Origin of the sequence: Streptomyces sp. NPDC048484 (genome assembly GCF_040651415.1) — a bacterium.
GTDB lineage: Bacteria > Actinomycetota > Actinomycetes > Streptomycetales > Streptomycetaceae > Streptomyces.
Map to the genome: position 1 here is coordinate 60,298 of NZ_JBEZJY010000020.1, position 17,083 is coordinate 77,380.

General features: G+C 72.1%; 13 protein-coding genes. 6 read left to right on the forward strand and 7 right to left on the reverse strand.

What is annotated here, in order from left to right; translation table 11 throughout:
- Positions 1 to 150: 150 nt before the first annotated feature.
- Positions 151 to 1,575 (reverse strand): MFS transporter, encoded by a 1,425-nt coding sequence (locus AB0D14_RS21210; RefSeq protein WP_362781229.1) that lies wholly within the window; start codon positions 1,573 to 1,575, stop codon positions 151 to 153.
- A 264-nt stretch (positions 1,576 to 1,839) separates the two neighbouring features.
- Here AB0D14_RS21210 and AB0D14_RS21215 point away from each other — a divergent pair, with 264 nt between their 5' ends.
- The 5 genes from AB0D14_RS21215 (at position 1,840) to AB0D14_RS21235 (ending at position 10,762) form a co-directional block, all read left to right on the forward strand.
- The gene (locus AB0D14_RS21215; protein WP_362781231.1) at positions 1,840 to 3,612 is read left to right on the forward strand and encodes a fatty acyl-AMP ligase; all 1,773 of its coding nucleotides are present in this window, start codon (positions 1,840 to 1,842) and stop codon (positions 3,610 to 3,612) included.
- A complete protein-coding gene (locus AB0D14_RS21220) occupies positions 3,609 to 7,895 on the forward strand; it encodes a beta-ketoacyl synthase N-terminal-like domain-containing protein (protein WP_362781233.1) in 4,287 nt (1,428 codons plus the stop codon). The genes AB0D14_RS21215 and AB0D14_RS21220 overlap by 4 nt, the downstream gene beginning before the upstream one ends.
- A gap of 61 nt (positions 7,896 to 7,956) precedes the next feature.
- The gene (locus AB0D14_RS21225) at positions 7,957 to 8,919 is read left to right on the forward strand and encodes an alpha/beta hydrolase family protein (RefSeq protein ID WP_362781235.1); all 963 of its coding nucleotides are present in this window, start codon (positions 7,957 to 7,959) and stop codon (positions 8,917 to 8,919) included.
- Between the two features lie 55 nt (positions 8,920 to 8,974).
- The gene (ccrA, locus tag AB0D14_RS21230) at positions 8,975 to 10,291 is read left to right on the forward strand and encodes a crotonyl-CoA carboxylase/reductase (RefSeq protein ID WP_362781236.1); all 1,317 of its coding nucleotides are present in this window, start codon (positions 8,975 to 8,977) and stop codon (positions 10,289 to 10,291) included.
- Between the two features lie 78 nt (positions 10,292 to 10,369).
- Positions 10,370 to 10,762: a VOC family protein gene (locus AB0D14_RS21235; protein ID WP_362781237.1), complete on the forward strand. Its 393-nt coding sequence runs from the start codon at positions 10,370 to 10,372 to the stop codon at positions 10,760 to 10,762.
- 63 nt (positions 10,763 to 10,825) lie between these two features.
- Here the strand turns inward: AB0D14_RS21235 and AB0D14_RS21240 are convergent, their stop codons facing one another.
- From AB0D14_RS21240 to AB0D14_RS21250, 3 genes are all read right to left on the reverse strand, one after another.
- A complete protein-coding gene (locus AB0D14_RS21240; RefSeq protein WP_362781239.1) occupies positions 10,826 to 11,293 on the reverse strand; it encodes a peroxiredoxin in 468 nt (155 codons plus the stop codon).
- A 63-nt stretch (positions 11,294 to 11,356) separates the two neighbouring features.
- Positions 11,357 to 11,650, reverse strand: a complete 294-nt coding sequence (locus AB0D14_RS21245; RefSeq protein WP_362781241.1) for a DUF4235 domain-containing protein — start codon at positions 11,648 to 11,650, stop codon at positions 11,357 to 11,359.
- A gap of 144 nt (positions 11,651 to 11,794) precedes the next feature.
- Positions 11,795 to 12,811 (reverse strand): glutathione S-transferase C-terminal domain-containing protein, encoded by a 1,017-nt coding sequence (locus tag AB0D14_RS21250; protein WP_362781243.1) that lies wholly within the window; start codon positions 12,809 to 12,811, stop codon positions 11,795 to 11,797.
- A 112-nt stretch (positions 12,812 to 12,923) separates the two neighbouring features.
- Here AB0D14_RS21250 and AB0D14_RS21255 point away from each other — a divergent pair, with 112 nt between their 5' ends.
- Positions 12,924 to 13,904 (forward strand): cation diffusion facilitator family transporter, encoded by a 981-nt coding sequence (locus AB0D14_RS21255; RefSeq protein WP_362781244.1) that lies wholly within the window; start codon positions 12,924 to 12,926, stop codon positions 13,902 to 13,904.
- A 111-nt stretch (positions 13,905 to 14,015) separates the two neighbouring features.
- Here AB0D14_RS21255 and AB0D14_RS21260 read toward each other — a convergent pair whose 3' ends face one another.
- The 3 genes from AB0D14_RS21260 to AB0D14_RS21270 all read right to left on the reverse strand — a co-directional run bounded on the left by AB0D14_RS21260 (position 14,016) and on the right by AB0D14_RS21270 (position 16,996).
- Positions 14,016 to 14,465 (reverse strand): nitroreductase family deazaflavin-dependent oxidoreductase, encoded by a 450-nt coding sequence (locus AB0D14_RS21260; RefSeq protein ID WP_362781363.1) that lies wholly within the window; start codon positions 14,463 to 14,465, stop codon positions 14,016 to 14,018.
- Positions 14,466 to 14,650: 185 nt separating this feature from the next.
- The gene (locus tag AB0D14_RS21265) at positions 14,651 to 15,283 is read right to left on the reverse strand and encodes a LysE family transporter (RefSeq protein WP_362781245.1); all 633 of its coding nucleotides are present in this window, start codon (positions 15,281 to 15,283) and stop codon (positions 14,651 to 14,653) included.
- 252 nt (positions 15,284 to 15,535) lie between these two features.
- On the reverse strand, positions 15,536 to 16,996 hold the full coding sequence (locus AB0D14_RS21270; RefSeq protein ID WP_362781246.1) for an aldehyde dehydrogenase family protein: 1,461 nt from the start codon (positions 16,994 to 16,996) through the stop codon (positions 15,536 to 15,538).
- Positions 16,997 to 17,083 lie beyond the last annotated feature (87 nt).

Consider the following 17,083-nt stretch of genomic DNA (forward strand, 5'->3'; position numbering starts at 1 on the left):
AACGGCTGTGGTCCCGGCCTCGCTCGCCGGCAGACGGAATCCGTTCACGCGGCGGCTCCTTCCGCGCACGGGAAGTGGGGCACACCGACGGTACCGGCACGGATTCTGCCCAGCTTCATCGGCGGCTGACAGAGGCACGCAGGGGACTTGTCACTTCATGACAACGGGGACCCGCGAGCGCGCCACGACCCGCCGGTGCCGGCCGCGGCGGCGCAGCGTCAGCAACGTGACGAGCGCGCCCGCCAGCACGCAGCACGCCGCGATCCGCAGCCCCAGGTCGTACCCCTCCAGGAAGGCATCGCCCGGGTCGGCGCCCGACCGCAGTTCGGCGCGCTCGCGCCGGGTGAGGACCACGCCCACCAGGACCACCCCGAACACTCCGGAGACCTCGCGCGCGGCGCTCACCAGACCGGTCGCCATCCCCATCCCGCTCTCCGGGACCCGGAGCAGCGAGCGCACCGTCAGGGGAGTGGTGAACGCGGAACCCCAGCCGATCAGCACAAGACCCGGCTGCAGATCCCAGAAGCCGGCACCCGCGCCCGTACCCGAGACGTACAGCAGCCCCACCGCCACCAGGCCGAGCCCCGCCGCGATCGAGACATGGGCCCCGAGCGCACGAGCCGCCGGCTCGGCCATCGGCGTCCCGAGCAGCAACGCGCCCGCCAGCGGCAGAAAGGCCAGCCCCGCCCCGGTCGGCGAGAAGCCCAGCACCCGCTGGAGATAGAGGGCCGTGAAGAAGAACACCCCGTTGACACCGATGCCCCACAGCACCTGCGCGACGATCCCACCGGTGAGGAACCGGTCCCGCAGCAGCCGCAGTTCGACGAGCGGCCGCGCGGCCCTGCTCTCCACGGCGACGAACGCGCAGGCGGCGACCGCCGAGACTCCCAGGCACAGCCGCACGGACATGGTGCCGAAGCCGTGCTCCTGGCCGCGCACGAGTCCGTACGTGAGCAGGTAGAGCGCGAGCACGGACAGCAGTACGCCGGGCACGTCCAGACCTCCGCGGCGGGGCACGGACCTGGCGGGCACGGCCGGCATCAGCAGCAGGGTGAGCAGCCCGAACGGGACGTTGAGTGCGAACACCCAGCTCCAGCCCCACCGCTCGGTGACGAACCCGCCCACCACCGGGCCCAGGGCCAGCGCCAGTGCCAGGGCCGCCGTCCACAGGCCCACAGCGGTCGAGCGCAGTCGCGCGGGCAGGTCGACCGCGATGACGGCGAGCGAGGCCGGAATGACCAGTGCGGCCCCGGCCCCCTGCACCGTACGGGCCGCTGTCAGCGCGCCCCCGCTGTCCGCGAGGGCGCACGCCGCCGACGACGCCGTGAACACCACGATCCCGGCGGCCAGCACGGACCTGCGTCCCCACAGATCGGTCAGTCGTCCGCCGGGCAGCAGCAGTGCGCCGAAACTGAGCACATAACCGGCAGCCGCCCACTCCAGGTCCGGGACCGTCAGGCCCAGTTCGCGCTGCACGGTCGGCAGGGCCACGTTGATGACCGTGTTGTCGAGCGTCGTGATGAAGCCGGTCAGTGTGAGCAGGGAGAACAGCGCGAACAGCCGTGCACGTCCCACTGGACGCTCCTTCCGCCGTCGCACGGATTGTCGGCGGGGAAGCGGCGCCCGGGCTCTGGCCCACGGCATGGAATCGACCAGGTGTCTTTGTCAGCGAACTGACAGAACGCGCGAGACGAACTGTCAGCGCGTCCTCTAACCCACCGGTAGCCCGTAGGCGGAACCTGGGTCACCGCTCCAGGCCGGTGTCCGCCCCACCGGGCACCGGCCGACCGACCACCGCCCGCCCCGACTCGCTTCGCCGCCGACCCAGTTGGAGCCGCCATGACCTCCGCCAGGCCCGCTGCCGACGCAGCCTCCCTCACGGACCACCTGAGTCACTGGGCCGCACACCGGCCGCAGCAACGCGCCTTCAGCCAGGTCGACTTCCCCGACAGCTCGGCCACCGGCCTGCACCGCACACTCGGCTGGCGGGCCCTGGACGCCCGGGCCAGAGCAGTGGCGGCCCGCCTCGTCACGGTCGCGTCCCCCGGTGAACGGGCCGCCCTCGTGCTGCCCCAGGGGCTGGACTACGTGGCCGGGTTCCTCGGCTGTCTGTACGCCCGCGTCATCGCCGTACCCCTCTTCGGGCCCGAACTCCCGGGGCACGAGGGCAGGCTGGCGGCCGTACTCGCCGACTGCGAGCCGGCCTGTCTGCTCGCCGACTCCGGCACGGCTCCTGCGGTCCGCGACTTCGTGCGGGACCGCCGGCTGCCGGACCTCCCGGTGATACCCGTCGACGAACTGCCGCTGCAGCGCCGCGGATCCGGCTCCGACGAAGCCAAGCCCGAGCCGAACGACATCGCGTATCTCCAGTACACCTCCGGGTCCACCCGCAGCCCGGCCGGCGTGATGATCAGCCACGCCAACGTCGTCGCCAACGCCCGCCAGGCCCTCGACGCGTTCGTCGACGACCCGGAAGCGGCCACGACGGTCGGCTGGCTGCCGCTCTTCCACGACATGGGCCTCGTCCTCAGCATCGCCGCACCCGTCGTGGGCGGATTCCCGTCCGTCCTGATGAACCCCGCATCCTTCCTCCAGGACCCCTCGCGCTGGCTGCGTCTCCTCGGCTCGTACGAAGGCACGATCAGCGCGGCCCCGAACTTCGCGTACGACTACTGCGTGGCCCGCACGGCCCCCGAGGTCGTCGACGAACTCCGCCTGGAACGCGTACGGGTGCTCATCAACGGCAGCGAGCCGGTACGGGCCGGCACGGTGGACCGCTTCCGTACGGCCTTCGCGCCCGCCGGGCTCGCCCCCGCGACGCACTGCCCGGCGTACGGCCTGGCCGAAGCCACCGTGTTCGTGACCGCGAGTTCGCCGGGCGAGCCTCCCTCGGCCGTCGCCTGCCACCCCGGCGCTCTCGCGGAAGGGCGTGTCGAGGAGACGGCGGTGGACGAGGGAGCGTCCGTGCTGGTCTCGTGCGGCACCCCGGTCGGGCAGGAGCTGCGGATCGTCGGAGCCGACGGTGCCGTACTGCCCCAAGGGCGCGTCGGCGAGATCCAGCTGCGCGGGCCCAACATCGGCCTCGGCTACTGGAAGCGGGCCGGCCTCACGGCCGAGACCTTCGGCTTCGGCGCGCGGGAGGACTGGCTGCGGACCGGCGATCTCGGCGCCCTGCACGACGGACGGCTGCTCGTCACCGGCCGCCTCAAGGACGTACTCATCGTGGACGGGCGCAACCACTACCCCCAGGACATCGAGGAAACCGTGCAGTCGGCTCTCCCGCTGGTCCGCCCGGACCACCTCGCCGCCTTCGGAGTGGCCCGGCCCGACACCGTCGGCGAGGAACTCGTCGTGGTCGCGGAGCACCGGCGGGACGCCGACCCGACGGAGGAGGACCTCCGCGTCGCCGAACGCGCCGTACGCGCCGCCGTCTCGGCCCGCCACGGGCTGCGCCTCGGCTCGCTGCTGCTCGTACCGCCCGGCTCCGTCCCCCGTACGAGCAGCGGCAAGGTGTCCCGCGCGGCCACCCGGACGCGGTTCCTCGACGAGGGCTTCGGGGGCGACGGGCTCGGGGGCGACGGCTTCGGGGACGACGGGTCCGGGCCGCGATGAGCGCGTCGCGCACGGAGGTCCGCGGGCTGGTCGCCGAACGGCTGCTCGACTGGTACGGCCTGCCGCCGGGCGAGTTGCCGGACGACCGTCCGCTGGCCGAGGCCGGACTGACCTCGCGCGACGCGCTGGCTCTGACGGCCGCGCTGAGCGAGCTGGTGGGGCGGCGGCTGCCCGACACGCTGTTGTGGGACGCGCCGACGATCGACGCCCTGGCGGAGCGGCTGGCCGAGGACGGGACGACGGCGCCCGCGACGCGCGAGGCATCCGGGCCGGCCGACGGGTCGACTGCCCCGCAGGAAAGATCGTCGTCCGCGCCGACCGCCGCGTCCACCGCCGCACGGGCCGCACCGCACAAAGGCGTCCCCGCGTCGCCGCCCCCCGATGCCGTCGCCGTCGCCGTCGTCGGCGTGGGCTGCCGCTTCCCCGGTGGCGTCACCTCCGCCGACACGTACTGGCAGCTCCTCACCCGGGGCCGGGACGCCGTCGGCACGCTTCCGGCGGGCCGGTGGGACCCCTTCGTACCGGACCCGGAACGGTTGCCGGACGACGTGAGCCGGCACGGCGCCTTCCTCGGCGGTCTCGACGTCATCGCCGGCTTCGACGCCGAGTTCTTCGGGATCCCGGCGCACGAGGCCGCCGCCATGGACCCCCAGCACCGCATGCTCCTGGAGGTCACCCGCGAAGCCCTCGACCACGCGGCCCTCTCCGCCACCGCGCTCACCGGCACCCGTACCGGGGTCTTCGTGGGCATCAGCGGCAACGAGTACGCGCACCTCACGACCGCCGACCTCCGCGCGGTGGACGCCTGGACGGCGACGGGCGCGGCCCTGAGCATCGCCGCGGGCCGCCTGTCGTACGCGCTCGACCTGCGCGGCCCCAGCCTGTCCGTCGACACGGCGTGCTCGTCGTCACTGGTCGCGGTGCATCACGCCGTACGCAGCCTGATGACGGGCGAGAGCGACACGGCACTCGCCGCCGGAGTGAACCTGCTTCTGACCCCCGCCGTCACGCTCGCCTTCCAACGCGCCGGCGCCCTCGCACCGGACGGCCGCTGCAAGGCCTTCGACGCCACGGCCGACGGGATCGTACGCGGCGAGGGCTGCGGGGTCGTCGTCCTGAAACGGCTTGACGACGCCGAACGCGACGGCGACCGCGTCCTGGCGGTGATCCGTGCGACAGCCGTCAACTCCGACGGCCGCTCCAACGGGCTCACGGCCCCCAACGCCGAGGCCCAGCGCGCCCTCCTCGCCGAGGCGCACACCGATCCGGGAACCGTGGACTACGTGGAGGCCCACGGCACGGGCACCGCGCTCGGCGACCCGATCGAGGCAAGCGCGCTCGGTGCCGTCCTCGGCCGGGACCGCGCCCCGGAACAGCCCCTCCTGATCGGTTCCGCCAAGACCAACCTCGGTCATCTGGAGGCCGCCGCCGGTATCGCGGGCCTGGTCAAGACCGTGCTCGCCCTGCACCACGGCGAGATCCCCGCCCAGTTGCACTTCACCCGCCCGGGCCCGCACGCCGACCTCGACGCGCTCGGCCTGCGCGTGGTCACCTCGCCCGAGCCCTGGCCCCGCTACTCGGGCACGGCCACCGCGGGCGTCTCGGCCTTCGGCTTCGGCGGCACGAACGCCCATGCCGTCCTCACCGAACACCGCCCGGCCGCCCGGCCGTCGGGGCCCGGAGCCTCCGACCGGACCCTGCGGGCCGAGTCGGCCGAGCGGGCCGAGCGGGCCGAGCGGGCCACGCTGCTCCTGCTCGACGGGCCGACCGCGGAGCGCGTGCGTGCGTACGCGGGCGAGCTGGCCGCCTGGCTGGACACCCCCGACAGCAGACGCGTACGCGAACGCGACCTGGCCCGCACCCTCGCGGGCCGCACCGGCCGCGGCCGCCACCGCGCGGCCCTCGTCACCCGGGACCGCGCGCAGACCGTCACCGCGCTCACCCGCCTCGCCGACGGCGCTCCCTCCTCCCACCTGATGACGGGGCACGGAGCACCGGGCGGGCCGGGACCCGTGGTGTGGGTCTTCTCCGGCTACGGGTCCCAGTGGCCCGGCATGGGAAGCCGGCTCCTCGCGACGGAGGATGTGTTCGCGGCCGCCGTCGACCGGCTGGAACCCCTCCTGCACGAGCACGCGGGCCTCTCGCTGCGCGCGGGACTCCGGCCCGACGCCGACCTGTCGACCCCCGCCACCGTCATGCCCCTCCTGTACGGCATGCAGGTCGCCCTCGCCGAACTGTGGCGCTCGTACGGCCTTGAACCCGCCGCCGTCATCGGCCACTCTCTCGGCGAGATCGCGGCGGCGGTCGTGTCCGGGGAACTGGACACGGCCACCGGCGCACGCATCGTCGCCGTACGCTCCCGGCTGCTGGCCCGGCTGGACGGCGGAGCCATGGCGGTCGTGGAACTGCCTGCCTCCGGCATCCCCCCGGCGGCGAAGGAGTTCCGGACCCTGCGGGTCGCCGTGCACGCCTCGCCGACCCAGAGCGTGGTCACCGGGTCGGCCGAGGACGTCGCCGGCCTGGTCGCCCGGGTGACCGAGCGCGGCGGATTCGCCCGTTCGCTGGGCGTGTCAGCGGCCGGACACTCACCCGAAGTCGAGCCGCTGCTACCGGAGTTCGCGTGGGAGCTGGGCGAGATCCAGCACTCGGCGCCCCGCTGCCGTCGCTACTCCACCGCGCTCGGTGACCCCCGAGAGGCCGGGCCCTGCGACACGGCGTACTGGGCGGCCAACCTGCGTAACCCCGTCCGCTTCACCCAGGCGGTACGCGCGGCGGCCGAGGACGGACACCGTGTCTTCGTGGAAGTCGCCCCGCACGCCACGCAGTCGCATCCGCTGAGCGAGACACTGCGCGCTGTCGCTGCCGGGGACGCGCTCGTCGTGTCCACGCTGCGCCGCGGCACCGACGACGCCGTGAGCTTCCGCACCTCGCTGGCCACACTGCTCGTCCACGGGGTCCAGGTCGCCCAGCCGCGGGAAGGGCTGCATCCCGGGGGGCGCATCGTGGACGTCCCGCCGCCCCGCTGGCGGCACCGCCGGTTCTGGGCAGGGGAGGAGACTGCCGAGGAATCGCTCCGGGCGACGCGGCCGGACCCGGCCGCGCCGCTGGGCCCCGCCGCGGACCCGCTCGAACGGCTCCGGCTGTGCGTGGCCGGGGTGATGGGGTACGGCCCCGAACGCCTGGACCCCGACACGCCGTTGACCGACCTGGGGCTGGACTCCCTCACGGCCGTGCGGATACGAACCGTGGTACGGCGGGAGTTCGACGTCGACGTGGAGCCGGGCGCACTCCTGAGGCGCGGCACACTCAGAGGGGTTGCCGAACTGCTGGGCGCCGGCGGCGAACCAGGCCCACCCGCCGCACCGGAACCGCGTGCATCCGCCTCCACGACGGGTTCGGCTCCTGGGCCTTCCGAGGCTTCCGGGGGGTCCGGGGGGTCCGGGGTTTCCGGGGGGTCCGGGCCCGAAGGGCCTGGGACGGCCCCCCTCGCCGGTCTGCGGACCTTCCCGGCCACCGGCCCCCGCACCCCCCTCTTCCTGGCCCACGCCGCCGGCGGTTCGGCCGCCGTCTACGCCCGGCTGGCGCACCGCCTCGACGGAGATCGCCCGTTGTACGGCTTCGACCGGCAGGCGGACCCCGACGACGTGCCCGGCCGGGCGGCGGAGTTCGCCCGGCGGATACGGGAGGTGAGTGCCGACGGGCCCTGGGCACTGGGTGGTTGGTCCTACGGAGGGCTGGTCGCCCAGGAGGCGGCCAGGCTCCTCGCCCCGCACGGCAGAGTGCGTGCCCTGGTCCTGCTCGACTCCGTGCTGCCGTTGCCCACCCGCCTCACCACGGCCGACCTGGCGCTCCAGCACTTCCGGGACTTTGCCGCATACGTGGAACGCACCTACGGCACAGGGCTCGACCTGCCGTACGACGAACTCGCCGGGCTCGACGACGCCGGGCGGATCGACCTCGTCGTCAAGGTGCTGAGGGACACCGTCGACCTGCCGGAAGCCGTCCTCGAACACCAGCGGACGTCCTACCTGGACCTGCGCGGCGGCGAGCGCCACCGGCCCGGCGGTTACACGGGAACCACCCTCCTCTACCGAGCGAGCGAGCCCGCCCCGCACACCGTGCGGGACCCCCGCTACGAGCGCGGTGACGCGACGCTCGGCTGGGACGCGCACTGCACCGACCTGACCGTCGTCCCGCTGCCGGGGCACCACCTGTCGCTGCTCGACCCACCGGTCGTCGACCACCTGGCCCGGCTGCTGACACGCGATCTGCGGGACTCCTGAAGGGACTTGGCTCATGACTCGTAAGCGCCCCCCGATGTGCAACCGAAGAGGTGCTGCTCTCGTGGTGGCAACGGCCCTGCTCGGCACGGGAGTTGTGCTCACCGCCCCGCCGGCCGCGGCCGCACCCGCCGTGGAGGCTCCTGTGGAGGCCGCCGCGGGCGCCTCCATCGTGGGTGAGAAGTGGCTCGACGCCCGGACCGTCGACCTCACGGTCGCCTCCCCGGCCGTCGGGGCCTCTCTGCCCGTACGCGTGATCCTGCCGACCGGGTACGCCGCTCAGCCGTCCCGTACCTGGCCCGTCCTCTATCTCCTCCAGGGCGCACACGACGACTACACGTCCTGGACCAGGGAGACGGACGTCGTCGACTTCCTCGCCGGACAGGACGTCCTCACCGTGATCCCCTCGTCCGGCCCCACCGGTATCCCCACCGACTGGTGGAACTTCGGAAGCGCCGGCGCACCGGACTACGAGACCTTCCAGGTCGGCGAGCTGATGAGCCTGTTGCAGCAGAAGTTCCGGGCGGGGACGAAGCGAGCCGTCGCCGGAGTCTCCACCGGCGGTTACGGCGCCCTGGCCTTCGCCGCCCGGCATCCCGGCACATTCGGAGCAGCCGCCTCGTACAGCGGGATCCTCGACACCACGGCCTTCGGCATGACGACCGTGCTCAGCGCCATCGTCGCCCGCGAACAACTGCTGCCCCTCACCCTCTGGGGCAGCTCCCTGCTCAACCGGGACAACTGGACCCGGCACAACCCCTCCGCACAGGCCCTCGGCCTCAAGGGCACCGGGCTGTACATCTCCCAGGGCAGCGGCCTGCCGAGCGGCGACTACAGCAACCTCGAAGGCGCCGCACTCGAAGGCGCGCTCTGGTCCCAGGCACACCGTTTCACCGAGCGGTTGGACGCCTTGGGCATACCGGCCCAGGTGCACTTCTACAGCGGGGGTGCGCACGCCTGGCCGTACTGGCGGCAGGAGTTCAAGGCGTCCTGGCCGACGCTCGCGAAGGGCCTCGGCCTGAGCTGACCCCCGGCCCGAGCCGAGCCGCCCCGAGCCGACCCCCACCCAAGGAGGAACCACCATGGACGCGCTGGCACAGGCCGTCGTCGCGGGAGCCGACCGCACGGAACTGGAACGCCTCCCGGTACCCGGCCGCTTCACCGCCGCCCACCTGCGCGCGGAGGACGTGGACAGTTTCGCCGGAGTCGCCGACAAGGACGTCCGCAAGTCGATCCACCTCGGTGACGTACCGATGCCCGAACTCGCCCCGAACGAGGTGCTGGTGGCCGTCATGGCGAGCGGCATCAACTACAACACCGTCTGGTCGGCGATGTTCGAACCCATCCCGACCTTCGCCTTCCTGAAGCACTTCGGCCGCCAGGACCGGTGGGCCGCCCGGCACGACCAGCCGTTCCACGTGATCGGCTCGGACGCGTCCGGCGTTGTCGTCCGCACCGGTTCGGGGGTACGGAGATGGCAGGTCGGCGACCAGGTCGTGGTGAGCCCCGTGTACGTCGACGAGGAGGACCCGGCGACCCACGCCGACGGCATGCTGGGCACCGGGATGCTGGCCTGGGGCTTCGAGACCAACTACGGCGGCCTCGCCCACTACTCCGTCGCCCGGGCCAGTCAACTCCTCCCCAAACCAGCCCACTTGACCTGGGAGGAGGCCGCCTCGAACCCGCTGTGCGCGGGCACGGCGTACCGCATGCTCGTCAGTGACCGGGGCGCCCGGATGACTCAGGGCGACGTGGTCCTGATCTGGGGAGCGGCAGGCGGTCTCGGCGCGTACGCGGTCCAACTGGTGCGCAACGGCGGCGGGATCGCCGTGGGGGTGGTCAGCAGCGAGCGGAAGGCGGAGTACGCCCGCCGCCTCGGCTGTCAGGTGGTCGTCAACCGGGAGGAGATCGGACTCACCGGCAGTGAGCCGCCCGCCGATCCCTCCGCTGTCGGCAAACGCCTCGGCAAGCTGATCCGTGCCGCGACGGGGGAGGACCCGCACATCGTCTTCGAGCACGTGGGCCGGGCCACCTTCGGCGTCTCCGTCTTCGTCGTACGCCGCGGCGGCGCGGTGGTCACCTGCGGCTCCAGCACGGGCTACCAGCACGAGTTCGACAACCGGTACCTCTGGATGCGTCTCAAGCGGGTCATCGGCAGCCACGGATCCAACCTCCACGAGCAGGCAGCGGTGAACCGTCTCCTCGACCTCGGCCACCTCGCCCCCGCGCTCACCGAGACCTACCCCCTCACCGACACGGCGGAGGCGGCCAGACTGGTCCAGAGCAACGCCCACATGGGCAAGATCGGCGTTCTCTCCCTCGCCCCGACGCCCGGCCTCGGGGTCACCGATCCCGTGCGCAGGGAAGGGGTCGCCCGCCCTGCCGATCGCACGTGCTGATCACGCGTTGACGGGGTACCCGGACACCGGAGCAGTGGGCGGACCGCCGTTCGCGCTCCGTCGGTCTTCGGAGGAGATATGGCACTGGTAGTGGCAGGCATCGTGGTCCTGGACTGTTCAGAGCCCGAAAAACTCGCCGAGTTCTACAAGGAGTTCCTCGACGGCGAGGAGACCGACGCGACGGCGAACCGGGTGGAGATCCAGGGAGCCGACGGAATGAGGATGGCGTTCCGGCGGGACGTGAACGCCACTCCGCCCAGCTGGCCGCGCCCCGAGAACTCCCTGCAGGCCCACGTGGACTTCCACGTCGAGGACATGGACGCGGCCGAGCGCAGGATCGTCTCCCTCGGCGGGCGGGCGCTGGAGGCCAAGGACGCGGGCGGCCCGCACGAGGAGCGCGGGTACGCGGACCCGTCAGGCCACTCGTTCACCCTGCGTCTGGCGCCGGCCACGGCTCCCAAGCAGGGCTGAACCGCCCCCGCGGCGGGCACGCAGGGGGCAGCGGCACGCAGAGGTCCGCGCAGCGGCGGGATCTCAGACGCGGTGCGCGCGCAGGGCCGCCAGGGCGCGGTCCGCGTGCGCACTCATCCGGATCTCGCTGCGCACCACTTCGAGTACCTTCCGGTCCTCGGCGATGACGAAGGTGACCCGCTTGGTGGGCATCGCCGAGAAGCCGCGCTTGACCCCGAACCGCGCACGGATCTCACCGTCCGGGTCGGACAGCAGCGGGAACCCGAGGGAGTGCTTCTGGGTGAACTCCTGCTGACGCTCGACCGTGTCACTGCTGATGCCCACCGGCCGCGCCCCGGCAGCCGCGAACTCGGCGGCCAGATCGCGGAAGTGGCAGGCCTCGGCGGTGCAGCCCGTGGAAAGCGCCGCCGGATAGAAGAACAGCACCACAGGCCCGACGCCCAGCAGCTCCGAGAGCTGCCGGGGCGTGCCGGTCTCGTCGGGGAGGGTGAAGTCCTCGACGGTGTCGCCCACTGCTGTCCCGTTCGTCACGACTGGCTCCCCTGGCTGTCGGCCACCTGAATGAAGACCAACCGTACTGGACGGTACGGGGCGTCAGTCGCGACCCCCCTTGTCGTCGCCGGGCCACACGCCGGTGGACCGCTCGATGGCCGTCGCACCCGTCCGGTCCACCGCGCTGCGCACGACCGCGAAGATCGCGCCCTGCACGGCCGCGGCGAGCAGCACCTCGCCCCAGCCGCGGTTCTTGTCCAGCGCGTCGGGTGCGTCGTCCTCGTGGCGGATCATCTTCCAGGTCTTCTGGAACGCCATTCCGGCGAGGGTTCCGCTCGTCCAGCCGAGCAGGAACCCGATGGGCTTGTAGACGACGGGCAGCTTCTTCTTCTGCACCTGGCTCTCCTTCGGCTCGTGTCTGAGGGCTCTTGTCCCTCAAGGGGCTCTTCTTCCTTGAAGACGACAGGCGAGTGTCCAGTTCAGCGGCGAATACGCGGCCGACCGCGCGGTATGCGCCCGGTGGGTGCCGGACACAGGCTTTCAGGGCCGGCCCGTCGCCGCCACCTCTTCGCCTGCGCGCACGGGTCCCGGCTGGCTCCCGTCGCCGAACGGGCGCCCGCCCAGTTCCTCGCGACCGTGTGGGGTCAGCCAGCCGGAGAGGTCAGGACCGAGCGGCACGACACGGGTCGGGTTGATGCCCTCGTGGACCTCGTAGTAGTGCCGCTTGATGTGGTCGAAGTCGACGGTGTCCCCGAACCCGGGCGTCTGGTAGAGATCACGGGCGTACGCCCACAGGACCTGGTCCTCCGTCAGTTTCCGGCGGTTGCACTTGAAGTGGCCGTGATAGACGGCGTCGAAGCGGACCAGCGTCGTGAACAGCCGGATGTCCGCCTCCGTGATCGTGTCCCCGACCAGATAGCGCCGCCCCGCCAGCCGCTGCGACAGCAGCTCCAGCCGGCGGAACACACCCTCGCAGGCCGCCGCGTACTCCTCCTGGCCGGTCGCGAACCCGGCCCGGTACACACCGTTGTTGACGTCCTCGTAGACCTCCGCCATGACCTCGTCGATCTCGTCACGGAGCCCTTCCGGGTAGAGGTCGGGCGCCCCTTCGCGGTGCAGGTCCCGCCACTCGGTGGCAAGGTCCAGGGTGAGCTGCTGGTAGTCGTTGGTCACCAGGCGCCCGCTGCGCACGTCCACCACCGCGGGCACACTGACACCGCCCGGATGACCCGGCTCCCGGGCCTCGTACGCCTCGGCGAGGTACCGGATGCCCAGCACGGGGTCGCGGCCGCCCGGATCCAGTGTGAAGCGCCAGCTGCGGTCGTCCTGGATCGGGTCGGTGACCGCCATCGGCAGGGCGTCCTCAAGACCCAGCAGCCGCCGCGAGATCACCGCGCGGCTCGCCCAGGGACAGGCTCGGCTGACGACCAGCCGATAGCGCCCGGCCTCGACCGGCCAGCCGTCGCGGCCGTCAGCCGTCACCCGGTCCGAGAAGTGGCTCTTCGACCTCTTGAAGGACTTCTTCCCGTACGCGCCGTTGCCTTCCGTGTCGCTCATTTCGCGTCTCCTTCCGTACGTGTCGTAGGTGCCGTACGTCTGCCCAGATGAGGGTTCCCCGAAATCCGCCGGCACCTCGTGTGAGGCGGGGGGAGCGGGGCATTCGGCGGAGGTGAACCGTGAGCCTTCCTCCCGTGCCGACCGCCGGACCCGTGTCACCGTGCTGGTGGCGCTGGCCGCCAACCTGGTCATCGCCGTGGCCAAAGCTGTCGGCGGTCTCTTCGCCGGATCGCCCGCGCTGCTCTCCGAGGCGGCGCACTCGGTGGCGGACAGCCTCAACGAGATCTTCCTCCTGGCCGCTCTGCGCCGCAGCCGGCGCCCCGCCGACAACCGTCACCCCTTCGGCTACGGAAAGGAACGCTTCTTCTGGTCCTTGCTGGCCGCCGTGGGCATCTTCCTGATGGGCGGCTGTTTCTCCTTCTTCCAGGGCTTCGAAGCCCTGGGCAGCGAGAGCTCGGAGTCCCACAGCGGGTATGTGGCGGGGCTCGTGGTCCTGGGCGTCGCGCTCCTCGCGGAGGGCGGGTCCCTGCTGCGCGCGCTCCATCAGGTGCGCAAACAGGGCGGCTTCTCCGCCGAGATCCGTGACCCGGCGCTGCGTACCGTCATCGCGGAGGACGGCACCGCCGTGCTGGGCGTCCTCCTCGCGATGGCCGGCATGGCCCTTCACATGGTGACGGGACAGGTCGTCTGGGAAGCCTCGGCCTCGATGGGCATCGGGGCGCTCCTCGTCTACGTGGCGTACCGACTGGGCCGTGACGCGCGCGACCAGCTGATCGGCCAGGCCACCGACGAGGAGTCGAGCAGCCGCATCCGTGCGCTGCTGGAGGCGCAGCCCGAGATCGACTCCGTGGAGTCCCTGCTGACCATGGAACTCGGCCCCGACTCGACCCTGGTGGCCGCCCGCATCGACCTGACACCCGGCCTGGACAGCGAGGAGGTCGAACTCGTCGCGCTGCGCATCAAGGGGTCCGTCTCCCGCTTGGTCCCGGCGGCCGACCAGATCTTCCTCGACGTGACGGATGCCCGTACCGCGCGCCGCGTGGCGGCACACGAAAAGGGCCCCGCCACGACGGGGGAGCGCGGCGGGACCTGAGAGTCGGGTGCCCGGCGCCCCCCGAATCATGCACACCTTTTCCGAGCGAGTTTCCGGACTTCGCGAAGACGCCGCTGAGGTGCTGCACAGACCCCACGGGCCGCTAGTTCGTCACTCGCCGCCGACGGGCTCCAGGACGAAGACCGGGATCTCCCGATCGGTCTTCTTCTGGTAGTCGGCGTACGACGGATACGCGGCGACCGCGCGCTTCCACCACTGGGCCTTCTCCTCGCCGGTCACCTCGCGCGCAATCATGTCCTGGCGCGTCGGGCCGTCCTGGAGTTCCACGTGGGGATCGCCGATGATGTTGTGGTACCAGACTGGGTGCTTGGGCGCGCCGCCCAGCGAGGCGACGGCGGCGTAGCGGCCCTCGTGCTCGACCCGCATGACCGGCGACTTGCGGATCTTCCCGCTCTTCGCCCCCCGGGTGGTCAGCACGATCACGGGCAGGCCCGTGTCCTGCAACGTCGTTCCCTCGGTACCGCCGGAACGCTCGTACAGCTCCACCTGATCGCGTACCCACTTGGTGGGGCTGGGCTCGTATTCGCCCTCAAGAGGCATGGCATCCATCCCATCGGTCGTCGCTGCGTATGATTTCTCCGTCCTTGATTGAACACGCTCACCCCGGCAGTTTCATCCCTCAGGAGCCGTTTCACCCGCACGCCCGCCCGGGTGCGGCCGGATGAGTCGACGGGCCCTGCCCGACAGGTGACCGTCGGGTGTTCCGAAAGCCGGCGGTGTGGGGATCACGAGGGGGCCACGATCATGTGTGCGGCCAGTGCCAGGATCACGGCACTGGACACCAGCGCCGTGACCAGCCGCCCCCGCCGGCCTGTCAGCGCCCGGCCCAGCAGCGTGCCACCGCCTGCGAGCAGCAGCTGCCAGCAGGCCGACGCGGCGAACGCGGCGAGGACGAAGACGCCCCGTTCCAGCGGGCCGGCAGCCGTCCCGGCACCGCTGCCGAGTACGAGCGCCACGAAGTAGACGACGGTGGTGGGGTTCAGCATCGTGATCCCCAGCAGAGCCAGAAAGGCACGGCCGGGACCAGAGGGTGCGGGGCGGCAGCGGGTCACGAGCCGGTGCTCCCGGTACCGGCGCAGTGCGGTGAGTCCGCCCCGGACGGCCAGGGCGATCAGCACGAGTGCCGAGGCCAGGCGCAGCGGGTCCAGAACGGGCTGCAGCGCGGTGGCGAGTGCGGAGCCGCCGAGTACGGCGGCCAAGGCGTACAGCCCGTCGGCCGTCGCCACGCCGAGCGCGGCGCCCACGCCGGTCTGCAGGGACGTACGGGCAGTGAGGGAGACGAGGTAGGTCGCGACCGCTCCGACGGGGACGGCGATGCCGAGTCCCGCGAGAAGCCCCGCGACGAGCGCGGCGGTCACGACCGCGGGAGCGAGAGCCTCCGCGGTCGGCCCCGCTGCCGCTGGCCCCGCACCGGACGATCGGTGGCGGAGACCGGCGGCAGCGGGGCTTCGAACGTGGTCATGGGCAGATGCTGGCGCCGGGACATTCCCCGCGGCAACTCATTTACGCCGCACGGCGATACGCGCCGTACCGGGACCGGTGAGGCGGGCCCGACTCACCCGGAATGGGAGCTCCTACGGAACGGGTACTCGCCCGAAACGGGAACTCACCTAGAACGGGAAGTGCGCGTGCTGCGTGGCCAGCGTCACCCAGCGGGTGTTGCTGAACGCCTCGATGCCCCAGCGTCCGCCGAAGCGCCCGTACCCGCTGCCCTTGAACCCGCCGAAGGGGGCGTTCGGTTCGTCGGCGACGGACTGGTCGTTGACATGCACGATGCCGGTACGGATCCGGCGGGCGACCTTGAGCCCGTGGGTGCCGTTCTCCGTGATGATCCCGCAGGTCAGCCCGTGCTCCGTGGCGTTGGCGAAGGAGACCGCCTCGTCGTCCGTGGTGAACGTGCTGATCACGGCGAGCGGACCGAAGGCCTCGCCCCGGTACAGCTCGGCCTCCTCCGGAAGGTCGGTCAGGACGGTCGCCGGATGCACGGCTCCGTCGGGGGCGCCGCCGCCGGTGAGGACGGTCGCGCCCTTGGCGACGGCGTCCTCCACGAGGGCCGCGACCCGGCGAGCGGCGTCCCGGGTGACGAGCGGCCCGACGACGGTGTGCGGGTCGGCCGGGTCACCGGACGCGAGAGATTCGGTCTTCGCGGTGAACTTGGCCGTGAACTCCTCGGCCAGGCTCTCGTGCACGAGGATCCGGTCGGCGGACATGCAGATCTGGCCGGAGTTCATGAAGACGGAGAAGACGGCGGCGTCGACCGCGTAGTCGACATCGGCGTCGTCCAGTACGATCACCGAGTTCTTGCCGCCGAGTTCGAGGAGCGCGGGCTTCAGGTGCTGTGCCGCGTGCACGCCGATGATCCGGCCGACGCCCGTGGAGCCGGTGAAGTTGACGGCTCGTACGCGCGCGTCGGCGACCAGGGCCTCGGCGACGGCGGCCGCGTCCTCGGGGGCGTTCGTGATCACGTTCAGGACGCCGTCGGGCAGGCCCGCCTCGCGCAGGATGTCCGCGATGAACAGGCCGCACGCGATCGGCGCGTCCTCGCTCGGCTTCATCACCACGGTGTTGCCCGCGGCGAGCGGCGCGGCGACGGCCCGGACACCCAGGATGACCGGGGCGTTCCAGGGCGAGAAGGCGGCCACGACACCCACCGGTTCGCGGATCGCGAGTCCCAGCGCGCCCTCCTCCTGCGCGCTCAGCACCTCCCCGCGCGGAGCGGTCACCGCGGCGGCGGCCTCGCGGAGGATGTTCGCGGCGAGACCGACGTTGAACATGGCCCAGGGCCGGGTGCCGCCGACCTCGCCCGCCATGATCCGTACTGCGTCGTCGGTACGCGCCTCCAGGAGGTCCGCCGCGGTGAGGAAGATCCTGCGCCGCTGCGCCGGACCGAGCGCCGCCCAGCCCGCGAACGCGGCGTCCGCGGCGTCCACCGCCCGGGTGACGTCCTCGACGCCGGCGGCGGCGACCGTGGCGTACACCTGTGAGCTGTAGGGATTCACGTCCTCGGCGGTGCGGCCGGAGACCGCGGGCAGGTCCTTGCCGCCGATCAGCAGGTCACGATGGAGGGTCATGCGCGGCTCTTCCCGTCGTGCGACGCGGCGCGCTCCGCGACGGAACCACACGCGTTCGCCTGGTGAACAATCGTCCATTGAACATTC